This is a genomic window from Aeromonas sp. R2-4, assembly GCF_040908365.1.
Lineage (GTDB): Bacteria > Pseudomonadota > Gammaproteobacteria > Enterobacterales > Aeromonadaceae > Aeromonas > Aeromonas veronii.
Genome location: NZ_JBFODO010000018.1, coordinates 56,293 through 73,911 on the forward strand (window position 1 = coordinate 56,293; position 17,619 = coordinate 73,911).

Consider the following 17,619-nt stretch of genomic DNA (forward strand, 5'->3'; position numbering starts at 1 on the left):
TGGCAAGAGACAAAATGACACAAGGCGACCTCGGGGTCGCCTTGTTCTTTTATTGCCCCTGAACGTCAGGTGCGAGGGGCGCAGGATTGTCTGATCACCAGGTCGGGGTCAACCGTGATCAGGTGGTCAGCCACCGCTTCGCCGTTGATGCGAGCCAGCAGCCGGGTGACGGCGAGGCGGCCGAGCTCCTCTTTGGGCTGGTTGACGGTAGTGAGTGGCGGCGACATAAATTCAGCCAGCGCCACATTGTCGTAGCCGACAATGGAGAGGTCGCGCGGGATCACCAGCCCCGCCTGATGGGCGGCACTGATTGCTCCCATCGCCATCATGTCGTTGCAGACAAAGAGGGCAGTGGGCCGCTCGGGCAATGCCAACAGACGGGTCATCGCCAGATGGCCGCTGGCGCAGTCAAAGTCCCCCTCCTGAATCCAGTCAGGATTGACAGTGAGTCCTGCCTCCTGCAGCGCCTGCTCAAAGCCAGCCTGCCGCTGGTTGGCGGGGGCGCGGCTGTGTGGGCCGGTGATGCAACCGATGGCGGTGTGGCCCAGCTCAATCAGATGGCGGGTTGCGAGATAACCGCCGTGGAAGGAGTTGTCGGCGATCAGATCCACATCCTCACTGACCAGCCCCCAATCCATCACCACCACCGGCAGGTTCTTGAGCCAGTCGAGCTGGTTGAACACCTCTTGTTGCCCTTCGCTACACATGATGAGCAGGCCATCGACCCGCTTGCGCAGCATCATCTTGAGGTAGGAGAGGGCGGTCTCGGCCTGACCTTCGGTGTTACCCAGCATCAGGTTGTAGCCCTGCTCGAAGCAGTAACGCTCCACCCCGCGTACCACCTCGGCAAAGAAGGGGTTGCTGGAGGTGGTGACCAGCATGCCGATACTGTTGGTCTCCTTCACCTTGAGGCTGCGGGCCACCAGGCTCGGGGCATAGTTGAGCTCGCGCATGGCCGCAAAGACCCGCTCGCGGGTCTCCTCGGCGACGAAGCGCGTCTCGTTGATGACGTGGGAGACGGTGGTGGTCGATACCCCCGCCAGCGCCGCCACCTCCTTGATATTGGCCATCAGTGCCCCTGCGCAGTCTGCTCAAGCAGGAAGGTGTCGACTTCCTGCTTGCTCGGGATGGAGCTCTGGGCGCCGAACCGGGTGACGGAGAGCGCCGCCGCCCCGTGGGCAAAGCGCACCGCGCTGTGGAAATCGGCACCGGCCAGTTCCGCCGCCAGCAGGGCACCGTTGAAGGTATCGCCCGCGGCAGTGGTATCCACCGCCTTGACCCGAAAGCCCGGGATGAGTTGTTGCTGCTGTGCGTTGCTGCAATAGACCCCTTGTGCGCCTAGGGTGATCATCACATCCGCAATGCCCATCTGGTGGAAGCGGGCGGCCGCCTCGCGGGCACTCGTTTCGTCGGTGACTTTGACGCCGGTCAACAGCTCCGCTTCGGTCTGGTTGGGGGTGATAAGGTCGACCAGCGCCAGCAGCTCGCTTGAGAGCGGGCGAGCGGGGGCGGGGTTGAGCACCACCCGGGTGCCGTGGGCGCGAGCCAGCCGTGCAGCTTCATGAACGCTCTCGAGCGGCACTTCCAGCTGCAACAGCAGGGTGTGGGCGTCGGCGATCATCGCTTCGTGGCTTTTCACCACCGCAGGGGTGATGGCACCGTTCGCTTCAGCGGAGATACCTATGCTGTTCTCCCCCTCATCGCTCACATAGATGATGGCGATACCGGTCGGGAGCTTGGGATCGAGCTCGACGGCACTGACGTCGATGCCATCTTTGGCAAAACCGCTCTTCATCTGGTGGCCGATGGCGTCATCACCGATGCGGGCGATAAAGGAGACGGGGGCGCCAAGGCGGGCGGCAGCGACTGCCTGATTGGCCCCCTTGCCACCGGGGACTACCTGATAGCTGTGGCCAGTCAGGGTTTCACCCGGGCGAGGAAAGTGGGGAACGCGCAGCACATGGTCTGCATTGACACTGCCCATAACGACGAGACGATTCATGTTGACTACTCCTGATGCATCTTGGCTTGAACACTGTGATGGAGTGAGCTCAAGCCGGGAGGCACCGTAATTGAGGGGAAAAAGGGGAGGCGAGCCTCCCCCTTGTGATTTATTTGCTGACCACTTGCAGCGGTACCGGAATGGATTTCTCTACCGGTTGACCTTTCAGCACCTTGTCGGCAGTCTCGACGCCGATGGCACCAATCAGAGCCGGTTGCTGGGCCACGGTGGCGGCCAGTTTACCCTTGGCAACGGCGGCTTTGCCATCGTCAGTGCCGTCGAAGCCGACGATCATCACCTCTTTACCGGCAGCCTGCACGGCGCGGATGGCACCCAGCGCCATCTCGTCGTTCTGGGCGAACACAGCTTGAACGGTCGGATGGGCAGCCAGCAGGTTTTCCATGACGTTCAGACCCTTGGTGCGGTCAAAGTCGGCAGGCTGGGAAGCCAGCACCTGCAGCTTGTTGGCCGCCACGGCCAGGGCAAAACCTTCGCCACGGTCGCGGGCGGCGGAGGTACCGGCAATCCCTTCCAGCTGGATCACCTTGGCACCGGTACCCAGTTTCTCGGTGATGAAGTCACCGGCCAGCTTGCCGCCCGCCACGTTGTCGGAGGCAATGTGGGCCTTGACCTCACCCTGCGCGGCGCCGCGGTCCAGAGTCAGTACCGGGATATTGGCGCGGTTGGCCAGACGAATGGCGTTGCCGACTGCTTCGGAGTCGGTGGGGTTGATCAGGATGGCGCCGACCTTGCGTACGGTGAGATCTTCCATGTTGGAGAGCTCTTTGGCCGGGTCATTCTGGGAGTCCAGTACCACCATCTCGTAGCCAAGCTCCTTGGCTTTGGCTTCGGCACCCTCTTTCATGGTGACGAAGAAGGGGTTATTGAGGGTGGAGACCACCATGGCCAGGGTTTGATCGGCGGCCTGGGCGGTGCCCAGCACGGACATGATGGCGGCAGCGAGCAGGGTATTGAGCTTTTTCATCATTTCATTCCTTGTGTGTGGCTTGTCTTATCAACGATTGCTTTTGTTATCGATCATCACGGCAAGCAAGATCACGCTGGCCTTGGCGATCATCTGGTAATAGGAGGATACGTCGAGCAGGTTGAGGGCGTTGTTGAGGAAGCCGATGATCAAGGCACCGATCAGGGTCCCCATGATACGGCCCTTGCCGCCCATCAGGCTGGTACCACCCAGCACCACCGCGGCGATGGCATCCAGCTCGTAACCCATGCCCGCTGTCGGCTGGGCAGAGGAGAGACGAGAGGTAACGATAAGCCCTGCCAGTGCCGAGAGCGCGCCGCACAGACCATACACCGCCAGCTTCACCCGATCCACATTGATACCGGAGAGGCGGGTAGCCGATTCGTTGCCACCCAGCGCGTAGATGTAGCGACCGAGACGGGTGTGGTTGAGCATGAACCAGGCGAGCAGGAAGACGATGGCCATCAGCCAGATGGGCACCGGCAGACCGAACAGGTAACCGGTACCAAGCCAGGCAAAGTGATCGGCGCCGTCACTGAAACCGGTGGAGATGGGGCGCCCCTCGGTATAGACCATGGTGATACCGCGCAGGGCGGTCATGGTGACCAGAGTGGCGATAAATGCCTGTACCTTGCCCTTGGCAATGATGAGGCCGCTGACGCCGCCCAGCAGGGCACCGGCCCCCAGAGTGAGGGGCACCACCAGCCAGATCGGCAGCTCCATGGCGACCATGGTGGCAGCCAGCGCGCCGCACAGGGCCAGTACAGAGCCGACCGACAGATCGATACCGGCGGTGAGAATAACCAGCGTCATACCGACCGCCATGATGGCGTTGACCGAGGTCTGGCGCAGGATGTTGAGCAGGTTGTCGGCGGTGAAGAAGTTGGGGCTCAGGAAGGAGACCACACCAATCAGGACCAGCAGCGCGACCAGGGATTTGTTCTCGATCCACCACGCCTTGCTCATGACGCCACGGCGGGAAAGGGTTTGGGTTGTCATTGGGATGCCTCTTGCTCTGCTTGCCACTGTTTACCGACTGCCGCCGCCATCAGCTTCTCCTGATTGGCATCGCGGGTGTTGAACTCTGCGCTGATGCGCCCTTCGTGCATCACCATGATGCGATCACTCATGCCGAGCACTTCCGGCATCTCGGAGGAGACCAGAATGATGCTCATCCCCTCCTTCTTGAACTGGTTGATCAGCTGATAAATTTCCTTTTTCGCCCCCACATCGACGCCGCGGGTCGGCTCGTCGAGGATCAGTACCTTGGGCCGGGTCAGCAGTCCCTTGGCGATGGCCACCTTCTGCTGGTTACCGCCGGAGAGCAGCTTGATCAGCTGATCCTGACTCGGGGTCTTGATGTTGAACAGACGCACATAGTCGCTCACCGCCTGCCGTTCGGCCTTGCCGTCAATCTTGCCGTTGCTGATGAACTCGTCGAGGGCGCACAGACTCATGTTTTCGCGCACCGACAGCTCCAGCACCAGGCCATCTCCTTTTCGATCTTCGGAGATATAGGCGATGCCGGCGGCCAACCCATCGGCCGCGCTTTTGGGCACCAGAGCAAGGCCGTCCACTGCCACTTCACCGGCGCTGATGGGGCTGGCGCCATAGATAAGCTTCATCAGCTCGGTGCGGCCGGAGCCCATCAGGCCGCTAAAGCCCAGAATTTCCCCCTGACGCAGGGAAAAACTCACCCCGCGCACACCGGGACCGGCCAGATCTTTCACCTGCAGGCTGACGGGGCCGAGCTCGCGCTCAAGACGCGGGTACTGTTCTTCCAGTCGGCGACCTACCATCATCTCGATGATCTTGTCTTCATCCAGATCGCTCACCGCCTTCTCGCCAATCCACTTGCCATCGCGCAGCACAGTGACCCGATCGCAGATCTCGAAGATCTCCTTGAGGCGGTGGGAGATATAGACGATGCCGCAACCTTGCTCACGCAGCTCGCGGATAACCTTGAACAGCTGTTCGGTTTCGGTATCGGTCAGCGCATCGGTCGGCTCGTCCATGATGATGACGCTGGCATCGAACGACAGCGCCTTGGCGATCTCCACCATCTGCTGTTCGCCGATGGAGAGATCCCCGAGTCGGGTATCCGGCCCATGCTTGACACCAAGTCGCGCCAGCAGGCCGCTTGCCCGCTCGCGCAGCTGTTTGTGGTCGATGCTGCCAAAACGGGTACGGGGTTCGCGACCGAGGAAGATGTTGGCGGCAATCGACAACTCCGGCAGCAGGTTCAGCTCCTGATGGATGATGCTGATCCCCTGATCCTGAGAATCGCGGGGGCCCTTGAAGTGGACCGACTGACCGCGGTAGCTGACGCTGCCCGCATCGGCCTGATAGATACCGGTCAGCACCTTCATCAGGGTGGATTTGCCGGCGCCATTTTCACCGAGCAGGGCCATCACCTGGCCCGGATAGACCCGCAGACCCGCTTCGTCGAGGGCGCGCACACCGGGGAAGGTCTTGACGATCCCGGTCAGCTCCAGAATGGGTGAGAGGGGGGAGGTTGTGCTCATTTGCAGCTTCCTTGAAGAGGCCTTCTTTGAAGAATGTCAGAACGCCACACCGGCGCAGAGGATCAGGTTGGCGTAGGGAGTCACCTCGCCGCTGCGCACGATCGCCTTGCTCTGGCGGGATCGGGTTTTGAACTCCTCGTGCAGGCAGTATTCGATGGCGATGGGCTTGCCCTGGGCGGCTGCGTGGGCTTCAAGCTGATCGACCAGCGCCTGATGGGCGGCGGGGCTGATCTGCTTGATCTCGCTTGCCATGATCACCTTCTCCACCACCAGATCGGTGAGCAGGGCGGTCAGTACGGTTTCGAGGCTGGGCGTCCCCGCCATCAGCGCCAGATCGATCCGCTCCGGACCTGCCGGAATGGGCAAGCCTGCATCGCAGACGGTGATCTCGTCGGTGTGGCCCATCTGTGCCACCAGAGCACTCAGGGGAGCATTGAGCAGTACGCCTCGTTTCATACAGCACCTCATCAGGCTTTCGCCATCGCAGTTTCTTATCAGGCAACCGGTTACGCAACCGGTTGCGTTATGGCGCAAAGATAGGCTTTTTAGGATGGAAGAGCCATGGCAAAACCACGGAAATGTGAAAACGATCTCAAAGGAGGGGGAGGAGAGAGAAAGAAGGGTGCCAGCAGAGCCTCGGCACCCTTTCTATTGATTTTTTACTTAGTTGGAGAGGGCTTTGTTCACGGCCGGACGGCTCAGCATCCGGCGATAATGATCGGCCACTTTGGGGAATTCACTGATCTCGACCCCATCGCTTTTCAGCCAGCCCGCGACCACGAACAGATAGATGTCCGCCACGCTGAACTGCTCGCCCAGCACCCAGGGGCCGGCGAGATAGTGCTGCTCAATCTGGGCAAAGCCGTCGCGCATATTGCTGGCGACTTTCTGCTGCATGGCGGCAATGGCCTGTTCGTCATCGGCCCAGCGGCTGCCACGGCGACCGTGGGCGTGGGAGACATGCACGGTGGAGGCGAGGAAGCTGTTGACCTCCTGCATGCGGGCTAGCAGGAACGGGTTGTCCAGCGGTGCCAGTTTGGCTGCGGGGAAGCGCTGCGCCACATAGAGCAGCAGGGCCGGGGTCTCGGTCAGGGTGCCCTGCTCGGTGATCAGGGCTGGCACCCGCCCTTTGGGGTTGATGGCGAGGTATTCGGGCGAACGCTGCTCACCGGCAGCCAGATTGAGCTGGCGGGCAGTAAACGGGGCGCCGGTTTCCAGCAGTGAGATTTGGACCGCCACGGCGCAGGAGCCGGGGGCGAAGAAGAGGGTCAGATCGGACATGAATACTCCTGATTGGCTCAGGCCACCCGCGATATCGGCGAAAGATTGCTTCGCACAGCACCACGGGCAGTCATGAAAAAAGAGAGGGGGCAACGATTGCCCCTCAGCCAATCTACACCCCTAATGAGGCATGAAAAAGTGCAGAATTAATCGACCGTGGCCGCTTGCGGCCAAGAGCGCACACCAGCTGGTGTTTACGCAGTACAAATGACATATGTGCCGAATCACACTTAAATTGTCTGTTATGTTGGTTTTACCACGTGGGATAAACTAGTTTTTCATTTTTATTTCTATGCTCATCCGACCAACGCAAGCATAACGTCTGTTTTCGTGCCGTTTCAGAATTTATGTAAGCGATGAGTTCAACCGATGCGTGTTTTTCCAAGCATTCATATGGAAATTTATCTTTTAATTCGGAATCATTGACAAATTCGTTCCCATTTGGGAAGTCGACTTCTACATTCCTTGCAACGGCACTACCTTTGTTCCAGATTTTCAAACGATAGTTGTTGTTACCGAGTTTGACAATTGAAGCTCCCAAATCAGCTTTCTTATCACCTAGTACTTCTTCAGTTTCTTTAGCAAGCAAAAGCTTGTTAAGTTCTTTTTGAGTTTCAACCAGTTCGTCTTGTCGCTTGTTAAATTTTACAGTTTTCCAAGTAGCATACCCTGATAGACACAAAGCGAGAAGAGCAACACCATCACCAAAATCCATACTAAACCTTACCTAAAATTAATGTTTTTATTGCCTTTAAAGGCATTTTTGAGCATTTTTTCCATTTCTGCTTTGATCTGTTTCTGAGCTTCTTTTGCTATTTCATTTTGAGTTTCAGTCATTAATTCAGCGTTTTCTTCAATCAGTTCAAACCTAGCCATTTGACGCTCGCATTGAGTACAAGTAACTCGCTCTTCGTCATCATGCTCCACAAATGAAAAGTCTGTACATCCGCAAGTCGGACAATGCAATCTAATTCCTCTGTCGAACTTATCTAGTTTCATTTTTCCTCTGAAGCGCATAATAGTTATAAGATGGGTGGCACTGCTAATATAGGGCCGTAGGTTCAATTAGCGAAGCGTAATCGGACGTTCGCGGTTTTGATAATACTGTACTGTCATTGCTTATAAACTCGCCTATTTTGCCCGTATTTCTACTATGGGGCAACTCTGAATCTCATAGAGAAGACCCATATTTACCGCAATCATTACCATATCACCCTTCAAATCTGCTCTGAAGCTGGCTGTCAGAGAGAGGTGGCAGTCCATATTTGTTGTCGTTAACCGAGGCACCTCGTGCCTTTCTGCGTCCAAGATTATTGCGCCGAGAAACCGTGCTGGTGGTGAAAAAGAGAAGGGGGCAAATATTGCCCCCTTAAACTATTAACCCCGTCAGGGTCAATTAATAGCCGACTTAACCGGCCTTGGCCACCATGGCTTTCAGCTGCAGGAAGTACTGCTCGTAGAGGCGGGAGGCATCTCCCACATCGGACTGGAACTCGCCCTTGCGCTTGATCTCGTCGCTCGGGAAGACCATGGGGTTGTTGCGAAACGCCGGGGTGAGCAGGGGAATGGCATCCTTGACCGGGGTGGGGTAGCCAATTGCCTCGGCCACCTTGGCGGCCACATCGGGGCGCATCAGGAAGTTGATCAGGGCGTGGGCCTCTTTCACATGCTTGGCCTTGGCCGGTATGGCGAGGTTATCCATCCAGAGTACCGCCCCCTCTTCGGGGTAGGTCATCTGGATGGAGGGGTATTCGCGCTGGGCGCCGTAAGCCGAGCCGTTCCACAGCATGCCGATATTGACCTCACCTGCAATAAAGGGGTCGGCCGGGTTGTCGGAGTTGAACGCCTTGACGTTGGGCATCAGCTTTTTCAAGTATTCGAACGCTTCGGCGATCTGCGCCTTGTCTTGAGTGTTGGGGCTGTAACCCAGCTGCACCAGCGCGATATGGAACACCTCGCGGGCATCGTCCATCAGCAGCAGGCTCTCTTTCCACTCCGGTGCCCAGAGTTGCTTCCAGCTGGTGACCGGCTGCTCGATGATGTCAGTGTTGGTGCCGATGCCGGTTGCGCCCCAGATATAGGGGATGGAGTAGCGGTTGTCCGGGTCGTACTCATGGTTGAGCAGGGTGGGGTCGAGGTGCTTGAAGTTGGGCAGCTGGGCGCGATCCAGCGGCTGCAGCATCCCCTCTTTGGCCATTTTCGAGATGAAGTAGGTGCTGGGCACCACCACGTCATAGCCATCGCCATGGGTTTTCAGCTTGGCGTAGAGGGTCTCGTTGGATTCGTAGGTGGAGTAGATCACCTTGATACCGGTCTCTTGCTGGAACTGCTCCAGCAGACCATCCGGCACATATTCCGACCAGTTGTAGAAGTAGACCACCTTGTCATCGGCCGCGTGAGCACTCTGGCTCAGCAGCGGGGTGGTGAGGGTGAGGGCGGCTGCCAGCAGGGCGCCGGCCTTATGTTGGATTGTCATCAACAACTCCTTGGGGTTATGGGGCCTTGCGGCCCACCGTGACAGAGTTCGCCAAAGATGGCGGGGACGAAACGGGCAGGGTCAACCCTGCCGTTTACGCAGTAACAGTTGCGCCAGCAGCACCATCCCGAGGGAGGCGACCAGCATCAGGGTGGCCAGGGCGTTGACCTCGGGGGAGACCCCCACCTTGACCATGGAGTAGATCTTGAGCGGCAGGATCTCGTAGGCCGGGCCGGTAACAAAGGAGCTCACCACCACGTCGTCCAGCGACAGGGTAAAGGAGAGCAGCCAGCCCGCCATCACCGCCGGCAGCGCCAGCGGCAGTATGATGCGGCGCAGGATGATCCACTCGCCAGCCCCCAGATCCCGCGCGGCTTCCAGCATCCGCACATCAAAACCGCACAGCCGCGAGTAGACAGTGATCACCACGAACGGCAGGCAGAAGGTGATGTGGGCGATCAGCAGCGACCAGAAGCCGAGCGCAATGCCGGTGACCACAAACAGGGTCAGGAGCGAAATGGCCATCACGATATCGGGGGACATCATCACCACAAACAGCATGCCGCTCACGTACTGCTTGCCGCGAAAGCGGTAGCGAAACAGCGCCACGGCGGTGAGGGTGCCGATCAGGGTGGCCGCGGTGGCGGTGAGGGCGGCGATGGTCAGGGAGTGCTGGGCCGCCTGCATCAGGCTGGCGCTGGCAAACAGCTTCTCATACCAGCCCAGGGTAAAGCCGCGCCAGTCGATACCATATTTCGACAGGTTGAAGGAGTTGGCGATCAGCACCCCGATGGGCACATAGAGATAGCCAAACACCAGCAGCAGGAACAGAGCTTTCAGTGCGCGCATCATGCCAGCTCCCCCTTCTTGCTGAGCAGCTTGCCCGCTCGCCAGTAGCAGTAGACCAACAGCGCCATCAGCACCGTCAGCATCACGCTGATGGCCGCGCCAAAGGGCCAGTCACGGCTATTGAGGAACTGGGTCTTGATCAGGTTGCCGATCAGCAGGTGCTTGGCGCCCCCCAGCAAGTCGGAGACATAGAACATCCCCATGGCGGGCAGGAACACCAGCAGACAACCGGCGATGATGCCGGGCAGGGTGAGAGGCAGAATGATCCGCACCAGCCGCTGCCAGCCGTTGGCGCCGAGATCTCGCGCCGCCTCCAGCAAACGGCCATCCAGCTTCTCGATGCTGGAGTAGAGCGGCAGCACCATAAAGGGGAGCAGCACATAGACCAGCCCGATGATGACGGCCACCTCGGTATACATCATCTGCAGCGGTCGCTCGATAAGCCCCAGATCCAGCAGCCAGCCATTGATCAGCCCCCGGGTGCCGAGCAGCACTTTCAGCGCATAGGTACGAATGAGGGAGTTGGTCCAGAACGGCACCACCACCAGAAACAGCAGCAGCGGGCGGATACGCGCTGGCAGATGAGCCAGCAGCCAGGCAAAGGGGTAGCCCACCAGCAAGCAGATGGCGGTGGCGAGCAGCGCCAGCCAGAGGGAGTGGACCAGCACCTCGAAATAGAGGGGGTCCAGCAGGCGGCCATAGTTGCTCAGGGTAAAGAGCGGCGCGATAAGCTCGGACTCGTCACGGGTCAGGAAGCTGACGCCGATGATCATCAGGTTGGGCAGGAAGACAAACAGCGTCAGCCAGCCCAGGATCAGCGCGATGGCCCCGTTGCGAAAGCCATTGTGGGCAAAGCTGTGCGGCACCCGCAGATTAGTGAGGCTCATAGGGCAGCACCACCTCCCAGCTGTCAACCCAGTGGATCGCCACCTCCTGACCCAGACGGTAGTCAAAGTCGGGGTCATCCTCGTCGAAGAACTCGGAGATAAGCAGCTGTTTGCCACTTTCGAGTTCGATCACCGAATCCAGCGTCGCCCCCTTGTAGTTGCGCTCGCGGATATTGCCCCGCAGCGCGCCACTCTGATCGTCATCCTGATCGAGAATGCGCAGATCTTCCGGGCGCAGCAGCACCAGTACCTTGTCGTCTGGCTGGAACGGCAAGGTGGTATGGAGCAGGCATTCGCGCCCCTCTACCTCCGCTTGCCAGATACCGGGCTCGCGCTGGCTGATCAGTTTGCCATCCATCACATTGATCTCGCCGATAAAGCGGGCCACGAACAGATTGGCTGGCGATTCGTAGATATCGCGCGGGGTGCCGCGCTGGATGAGCTTGCCGCCCTCCATCACCAGGATGCGATCAGACATGGTTAGCGCCTCTTCCTGATCATGGGTAACGAAGACAAAGGTGATGCCAAGGCGACGTTGCAGCGCCTTGAGCTCGCTCTGCATCTGTTTGCGCAGCTTGTAGTCGAGCGCCGAGAGGGATTCGTCGAGCAGCAGCAGGCGTGGCTTGTTGACCACGGCGCGGGCAATGGCGACCCGTTGTTGCTGGCCGCCGGAGAGCTGATCCGGGCGGCGGTTGGCCAGCTCGGTGAGCTGCACCATGGCGAGGGTCTCCTCGACCCGCTGGCGGATCTCGCTGGCCGGTACTTTCTGCATCTCGAGGCCAAAGGCGACGTTTTCAAACACCGTCATATGGGGGAAGAGCGCATAGCTCTGGAACACGGTGTTGATGTGCCTGTGTTCGGCGGGGATATGGGTGATCTCGTCACCGGCCAGATGGATGGTGCCACCGTCGACCGATTCGAGCCCGGCCAGCAGGCGCAGCAGGGTGGTCTTGCCACAGCCGGAAGGGCCCAGCAGGGTAAGAAATTCACCGTCATAGATTTCAAGGTCAAGGTCACTCAGGATCACCTTGCCATCGTATTTTTTGCTGATCTTGTTCAGCGCGACAATTACCTGTGGATTGTTCATCATCCGCCAGTCTCACCCCAGCCAGTGGCCATCGTGTTGAAAGAGGGCCGCATTCTATGCAGCCGACACATGAAATTAAAGGCTTTTTGGCCCGAATTAGCCGCAAGTGCGCAGGAAAAACGGCTACGAATAGCAGACCAAATCGCTATAATGTGCCACCTGATTTGGTCGTTTTCGATATTGGATAGTCAATTGAGTAATAAAATGCGTATTGGCGGCTCCCTTGAGCAGTCTCTGAACCAGGGCTACCGCCTTGATCTGAAAGGGGTCATCCAGGAGGGATGGCAACAGACCCGCCGTACCGGATTTGGCCTGCTGCTGGCGATTGTCGGAGTGACGGCGATCTGGATCCTGCTCAGCAATGTGCTGCTGTTGCCCTATCTGGGGGATGACAGCCAGATGAATGTGGCTATGGTGCTGAGCCTGCTGATGACGGTGGTAATGGCCCCCATGACCAGCTCCCTCGATATGCTGGGGTTGCAGCAGTCAGTCGGGGTGCGCGCTAGAGCCAACCAGGTGTTCGACTTCTTCCGCCACTTTGTACGCCTCGGCATGCTGAGCCTGCTTGGCAGTCTGCTCACCAGCCTGTTTGGCCCGCTATTCGATCTGCTGGGCTTGCCCGCCGTACTCTCTTTCGTTCCCTCGGCGCTGATCGGTATGGGGCTGCTCTTTACCGTGCCGCTGGTGCTGGAGCGTGGCCTGACGCCACCCCAGGCCATTCTGGTCTCTCTCAAGCTCTTTGCGCGCGGCTGGCCCAGCATTGTGCTGTTCCACGGCGTGATGACCGCGCTCTTCTTCCTGGCTCTGATCCCCATGGGGTTGGGGCTTATCTGGGTGGCACCGCTCTATTTCAACTGCAAGGGGATCCTCTATCGGGATCTCTGTGGGGTGGGGGTAGAGGTTAACGAGGTGACAGAAGGCCCCAACCATTTCAATGCATGATGCAAAAGGATGTTGAATGACCCGTCGATATGGAGTGACCAAGGCTGTGCGCCAGAGTCTGCTGGCCACGCTCTTGCTGCCAGGGCTGGCGCTGGCTGAGCCGGTGCTGGATCTGCAATACAGCACCTTCTACAGCCAGATGAAGACCTTTGCCAAAGGGGAGTTTGGTCACGCCAGACTGGGGTTTTATCTAACCGATCCGCAAAATGGTCAGCGCTGCGGCCTCACTTTTGCCCGGGTTGCAACCGACAGCAAGGAAGTGGCTGGCGAGGTAACGGTCGATAGCGAACTGCGCCTGCCTTTTGATGAGGATCTCAACCTCGACAAGGGGATCGTGACCGTCGGCCTGAAAGAAGAGCACGCCACTTGCGATATGACGGTACAGGTGATGGCCGACGCACCGAACGGACCCGAGCTGCCGCTGGCCGAGCTGGCGGCCCGTCAGCTGCAGATGCAGTCGTTGCTCGACAAGATGGCGGGCATGGTCGGCAAGCACTTCCTGCCGAAGATGGAAGGAATACGTATTACCGTGGTGCAGCAGAGCGGCACCGCCTATCTGATTAATGGCGCCCGTCAGGAGGCGCTGCCCTGGCAGGAAGGCCACCTGTTGTTGAGCAATGAGCAACTGGCCGCGTTCGCTGCCGGGCAACTGCGCCTGCAGGGTGACGTGTTGCGACTGACCCCCTGGCTGCACAAAGGCTGATGCCGATGGTGCTGTCACGTTGGTAACAGGCAGATAAAGAAAGCAAAAAAGGAGCGATCATCGCTCCTTTTTTATTGCGTGGCGTTTGCCTTGTGAGCGCGGCTTAGCGCACTTCAATCACATCCAGCATGTCCATCTCGTCGATGTCCAGCAGCGGCGCCTTTGGCATCTCGGGCGGATCAAACGCCTTGTCGCCACCATCGATGATGCCGGAGTCGCGGTTGATGCTCTTGAAGTCAAACAGCTTGTGATCGAGCAGGTGGCTCGGGATCACGTCCTGAATGGCGGTGAACATGGTCTCGATACGACCGGGGAAGCGGCGATCCCAATCCTGCATCATCTGCTTGATGGCCTGACGCTGCAGGTTCTCCTGCGAGCCGCACAGGTTGCACGGAATGATGGGGAAGGCTTTGACGTCGGCGTAGCGGATCAGATCCTTCTCTTTGCAGTAGGCCAGCGGGCGGATCACCACGTTCTTGCCATCATCGCTCACCAGCTTGGGCGGCATGGACTTGAGCTTGCCACCGTAGAACATGTTGAGGAACAGGGTCTCGAGGATGTCGTCGCGGTGGTGGCCAAGGGCAATCTTGGTGCAGCCCAGCTCCTGGGCGGTGCGGTAGAGAATACCGCGACGCAGCCGTGAGCAGAGGGAGCAGGTGGTTTTGCCTTCCGGTACCTTCTCTTTGACTATGGAGTAGGTATCCTCTTCGACAATCTTGTACTCGATGCCGAGGGAATCCAGATACTCGGGCAGCACATGCTCGGGGAAACCGGGCTGCTTCTGATCCAGGTTGACGGCAACCAGATCGAAATGGATGGGGGCGCTGGCTTTGAGACTCATCAGTATGTCGAGCATACCGAAGCTGTCCTTGCCGCCGGAGAGGCAGACCATGACCTTGTCGCCCTCTTCAATCATGTTGAAGTCGGCAATGGCCTGACCCACGTTGCGCCGCAGGCGCTTCTGCAGTTTGTTAAAACTGTATTTTTCTTTGGCGTTCAGCTCTTCTAGCATGCTCGTAAAACCCGGGACACAAATAAGCGCGTTATTATAGCCATGTCCCGGGGGAGGGCAAGGTGCCAGGCACCTTATGATTGATTGCGACGACTGTCGACCGGGCAGCTGTAGTCCGCCGGTTTGAGGATCAGAATGTCACAGGAGAGGCGGTCAATCACATGTTCGGCAGTATTGCCGAGCAAAGCTGCAGAAAGCCCGGTACGCCCGACGCAACCCATGATCATCAAGGTCGCCTTGAGCTCTTCGGCCATATCCGGCAATACCTCTTCCGGTAGCCCCTCTGCTACCCGGGTCCAGAGATGACCGATCCCGAACTTGTCGGCATGGCTGAGTAGCAGGCTTTCGTGGTGTTTGCGGATCGCTTCGTTGTAGGCGTTGGGGTCAAACTCGGGCAGCTCGATGGCCACGTTGACCGGGGTGCCCGGGTAGGTGTTGACCAGATAGAGGTTGGAGCCCAGCAGCTCGGCGATGTCGCTTCCCTCCTGGGTGATCCGTTCGTTGAGCAGTTTCTGATCCGGATCGTCGCTTGAGCAGTTGATGGCGGCGATGATGTTGCCGTCCCGTTGCCAGTGACCCTCTTTGACCAGCAGCACCGGACAGGGGCATTTGCGCAGCAGGTGCCAGTCGGTGGGGGTAAAGATGAAGGTTTGCAGGAAGCTGTGATGATGAGTGGCTTTGATCACCAGATCGTGGCGCTGCTCCAGCACTTCCTGAATGACGCATTCGAAGGGACGATTGTGCCAGACTACTTTCACTTCGCACTCGATCCCCTGTGCCCGATAGGGGGTCAGGATCTCGTCCAGCCACTCACGTCGCTGTGAAATGACGCCATCACGCATCTCTTGCCGCTCGTCCACCGAGAGCATGGCAGTCATTTCATACGAGAAGTCATAGATGGTGAGCAGCAGGGTCAGATGGGCGTTTTCGTCCAGCTCGGCGACTTTGACTGCCCGTTCGAGGGCGATTTGACGCTCCTCTTCTGGATTGATAACCACCAGAATATTCTGATATTTGACCATCTTCTCCTCCTTGGAAAAGTCCAATGACAGCAGAATCTTAGCCATTACAGCTTAGCGCAGGAGGAGGGTATGGGGAACGTACCGGATCACATTCCAGAGGAAAGGATCCGGCAGAGAAAGCAGCAGAAAAGCGGGAGGGTAAGCGGAAAAATCAGCCGCAGGGCGGGCGAGTTGCACCGGCCATCATGCCCAGCGCGACCTGATCCAGCACAGTAATGTATTTGCCTTTGACGCTGATGAGACCGGACTTCTGGAAACGGCCGAGCAGACGACTGATGGTCTCGACGGTCAGACCCAGATAGTTGCCAATGTCACCACGGGTCATGGAGAGACGGAACTCCTTGGCGGAGAAGCCGCGCTCGGAGAAGCGTACCGACAGATTGTGCAGGAAGGCGGCGAGGCGCTCTTCGGCATTCTTCTTGGAGAGCAGCAGGATCATCTCCTGATCGCCCATGATTTCGCTGCTCATCAGACGCATGATCTGCTGGCGCAGTTTGGGCATCTTGCCGGAGAGATCATCCAGCACTTCAAACGGGATCTCGCACACCATGGCCGTTTCCAGCGCCTGGGCGAAGGAGGGGTGGGCCTGCTTGTTGATGGCATCAAAACCGACCAGATCGCCAGCGAGGTGGAACGCGGTTATCTGCTCATCCCCTTGCTCGGTGATGGTATAAGACTTGATGGTCCCGGAACGGATGGCATAGAGCGATTTGAACTCATCGCCAGCCTTGAACAGCTCTTCACCCTTCTGGATCGGCTTCTTGCGCTCGATGATGCTGTCCAGCTGATCAAGCTCGTTGTCGTTCAGAGTGAAGGGAATACAGAGCTGACTGATGCTGCAATCCTGGCAATGAATTGCACAGCCACCGCTCTGGATACGTCTGCCAGGTTTCTTTTCCGGGATCATAGGCTCATACGAATAATTGATTTATATCAAACAAGTTTACCATCAACTCATCCGTTTTGGATAGGGTTTCAAAAGGAAGCAATGCCAATCCAGAAGGTATGCACCCCGAACAAAATGAGCAGCAGGGCCCCGCCAAGGCGCAAACTGCGCAGGGTGAGCCAGTATCTCAGGCGATCAGCGAGTCCCCCCAAAGCAAACAGGGTGGGCAGGGTGCCGAGACCAAAAAAGAGCATGATGAGCGCCCCGCCGCTGGCCGAACCGGCCGCCGCGCTCCAGGTCAGCATGGAGTAGACCAGCCCGCAGGGCAGCCAACCCCACACCATGCCAAAGGGCAGTGCCTGCACAGGTGAGGTGAAGGGGATAAATTTGCCCGCCAGCGGTTTGATTCGGGGCCAAAGTCTGGCTCCGAGCCGCTCCAGCAGCAAGATCCCTTGCCACCAGCCCGCCAGATAGAGACCAATCGCAATCATCAATAGCGCTGCAACGAGACGCAATCCGGCAATAGCGTGTTTGCCTGCGCCCAGCTCGCTGGTGGTGGCGAGCAGGCCGCCCACCAGTGCACCTGCAATGACATAGCTCAGGATCCGGCCGAGGTTGTAGTTAAGCAGATAGGCAAGCCGCCCCCAGAAGTGTTGCTTGTTGGCTGGGATTGCCATGGAGAGCGCGGCGGAGACGCCACCACACATGCCGATGCAGTGGGCAGAGCCTGCCAGTCCGACCAGCAGGGCGCCGGCCAGATCAAGGTTGTGGGTCATGGTCAGCAGGCTTTGCGGGTTTGTGGGTGGGTTGCTCTTCGTCAAACAGGATGTTGGAACCCTGCCGGTCGAGATCTTCAAACTGTTCGGAGCGAATGGCCCAGAAGAAGACGACCCCGGCGATGATCACAAACAGGATAGCGATGGGGATCAGGACAAAAATTATATTCATGAGAGGTACCTTGG

At 58.4% G+C, this 17,619-nt stretch carries 20 protein-coding genes; 2 read left to right on the forward strand and 18 right to left on the reverse strand.

The window, feature by feature from the left end; all coding sequences use genetic code 11:
- Positions 1-65 precede the first annotated feature (65 nt).
- The 13 genes from AB5Z05_RS08690 to potA all read right to left on the reverse strand — a co-directional run bounded on the left by AB5Z05_RS08690 (position 66) and on the right by potA (position 12,095).
- Positions 66-1,070 (reverse strand): substrate-binding domain-containing protein, encoded by a 1,005-nt coding sequence (locus AB5Z05_RS08690; protein ID WP_368151086.1) that lies wholly within the window; start codon positions 1,068-1,070, stop codon positions 66-68.
- Positions 1,070-2,002, reverse strand: a complete 933-nt coding sequence (gene rbsK, locus AB5Z05_RS08695) for a ribokinase (protein WP_368151088.1) — start codon at positions 2,000-2,002, stop codon at positions 1,070-1,072. Before rbsK ends, AB5Z05_RS08690 begins: the two co-directional genes overlap by 1 nt.
- Before the next feature lie 109 nt (positions 2,003-2,111).
- Positions 2,112-2,987 carry a ribose ABC transporter substrate-binding protein RbsB gene (rbsB, locus tag AB5Z05_RS08700; RefSeq protein WP_368151344.1) on the reverse strand — a complete coding sequence of 292 codons (876 nt, stop codon included), beginning with the start codon at positions 2,985-2,987 and terminating at the stop codon, positions 2,112-2,114.
- A 30-nt stretch (positions 2,988-3,017) separates the two neighbouring features.
- A complete protein-coding gene (rbsC, locus tag AB5Z05_RS08705; RefSeq protein ID WP_005336670.1) occupies positions 3,018-3,986 on the reverse strand; it encodes a ribose ABC transporter permease in 969 nt (322 codons plus the stop codon).
- Positions 3,983-5,512, reverse strand: a complete 1,530-nt coding sequence (gene rbsA, locus AB5Z05_RS08710; RefSeq protein ID WP_368151090.1) for a ribose ABC transporter ATP-binding protein RbsA — start codon at positions 5,510-5,512, stop codon at positions 3,983-3,985. Before rbsA ends, rbsC begins: the two co-directional genes overlap by 4 nt.
- Before the next feature lie 36 nt (positions 5,513-5,548).
- A complete protein-coding gene (gene rbsD / locus AB5Z05_RS08715) occupies positions 5,549-5,968 on the reverse strand; it encodes a D-ribose pyranase (protein WP_058052594.1) in 420 nt (139 codons plus the stop codon).
- Positions 5,969-6,175: 207 nt separating this feature from the next.
- Entirely contained in the window at positions 6,176-6,793 is a 618-nt protein-coding gene (locus tag AB5Z05_RS08720) for a glutathione S-transferase family protein (protein ID WP_368151092.1), read from the reverse strand.
- Between the two features lie 253 nt (positions 6,794-7,046).
- Positions 7,047-7,508: a hypothetical protein gene (locus AB5Z05_RS08725; protein ID WP_058052592.1), complete on the reverse strand. Its 462-nt coding sequence runs from the start codon at positions 7,506-7,508 to the stop codon at positions 7,047-7,049.
- An 8-nt stretch (positions 7,509-7,516) separates the two neighbouring features.
- Entirely contained in the window at positions 7,517-7,792 is a 276-nt protein-coding gene (locus AB5Z05_RS08730) for a Zn-ribbon containing protein (RefSeq protein ID WP_368151095.1), read from the reverse strand.
- A gap of 409 nt (positions 7,793-8,201) precedes the next feature.
- Positions 8,202-9,269 (reverse strand): extracellular solute-binding protein, encoded by a 1,068-nt coding sequence (locus tag AB5Z05_RS08735; protein WP_005345409.1) that lies wholly within the window; start codon positions 9,267-9,269, stop codon positions 8,202-8,204.
- Positions 9,270-9,350: 81 nt separating this feature from the next.
- The gene (gene potC, locus AB5Z05_RS08740; protein ID WP_005336644.1) at positions 9,351-10,121 is read right to left on the reverse strand and encodes a spermidine/putrescine ABC transporter permease PotC; all 771 of its coding nucleotides are present in this window, start codon (positions 10,119-10,121) and stop codon (positions 9,351-9,353) included.
- A complete protein-coding gene (gene potB, locus AB5Z05_RS08745) occupies positions 10,118-11,005 on the reverse strand; it encodes a spermidine/putrescine ABC transporter permease PotB (RefSeq protein ID WP_368151097.1) in 888 nt (295 codons plus the stop codon). The genes potC and potB overlap by 4 nt, the downstream gene beginning before the upstream one ends.
- Complete coding sequence (gene potA / locus AB5Z05_RS08750; RefSeq protein WP_201956724.1) at positions 10,992-12,095, reverse strand: spermidine/putrescine ABC transporter ATP-binding protein PotA; 1,104 nt, start codon at positions 12,093-12,095, stop codon at positions 10,992-10,994. The genes potB and potA overlap by 14 nt, the downstream gene beginning before the upstream one ends.
- Before the next feature lie 201 nt (positions 12,096-12,296).
- Between potA and AB5Z05_RS08755 the strand changes: the two genes are divergently transcribed.
- A complete protein-coding gene (locus AB5Z05_RS08755; protein WP_069554839.1) occupies positions 12,297-13,034 on the forward strand; it encodes a hypothetical protein in 738 nt (245 codons plus the stop codon).
- Positions 13,035-13,050: 16 nt separating this feature from the next.
- On the forward strand, positions 13,051-13,737 hold the full coding sequence (locus tag AB5Z05_RS08760) for a DUF2987 domain-containing protein (protein WP_201956729.1): 687 nt from the start codon (positions 13,051-13,053) through the stop codon (positions 13,735-13,737).
- 103 nt (positions 13,738-13,840) lie between these two features.
- Here the strand turns inward: AB5Z05_RS08760 and ttcA are convergent, their stop codons facing one another.
- The 5 genes from ttcA to ccoS all read right to left on the reverse strand — a co-directional run bounded on the left by ttcA (position 13,841) and on the right by ccoS (position 17,605).
- Positions 13,841-14,749 (reverse strand): tRNA 2-thiocytidine(32) synthetase TtcA, encoded by a 909-nt coding sequence (gene ttcA, locus AB5Z05_RS08765; protein ID WP_005336634.1) that lies wholly within the window; start codon positions 14,747-14,749, stop codon positions 13,841-13,843.
- A 74-nt stretch (positions 14,750-14,823) separates the two neighbouring features.
- Positions 14,824-15,771, reverse strand: a complete 948-nt coding sequence (gene uspE / locus AB5Z05_RS08770; RefSeq protein ID WP_368151100.1) for a universal stress protein UspE — start codon at positions 15,769-15,771, stop codon at positions 14,824-14,826.
- A gap of 151 nt (positions 15,772-15,922) precedes the next feature.
- Positions 15,923-16,678: an FNR family transcription factor gene (locus AB5Z05_RS08775; RefSeq protein ID WP_005351934.1), complete on the reverse strand. Its 756-nt coding sequence runs from the start codon at positions 16,676-16,678 to the stop codon at positions 15,923-15,925.
- Between the two features lie 68 nt (positions 16,679-16,746).
- Positions 16,747-17,433, reverse strand: a complete 687-nt coding sequence (locus AB5Z05_RS08780) for a sulfite exporter TauE/SafE family protein (RefSeq protein WP_368151102.1) — start codon at positions 17,431-17,433, stop codon at positions 16,747-16,749.
- Positions 17,417-17,605: a cbb3-type cytochrome oxidase assembly protein CcoS gene (gene ccoS / locus AB5Z05_RS08785; RefSeq protein ID WP_005360558.1), complete on the reverse strand. Its 189-nt coding sequence runs from the start codon at positions 17,603-17,605 to the stop codon at positions 17,417-17,419. The genes AB5Z05_RS08780 and ccoS overlap by 17 nt, the downstream gene beginning before the upstream one ends.
- Positions 17,606-17,619: the final 14 nt, after the last annotated feature.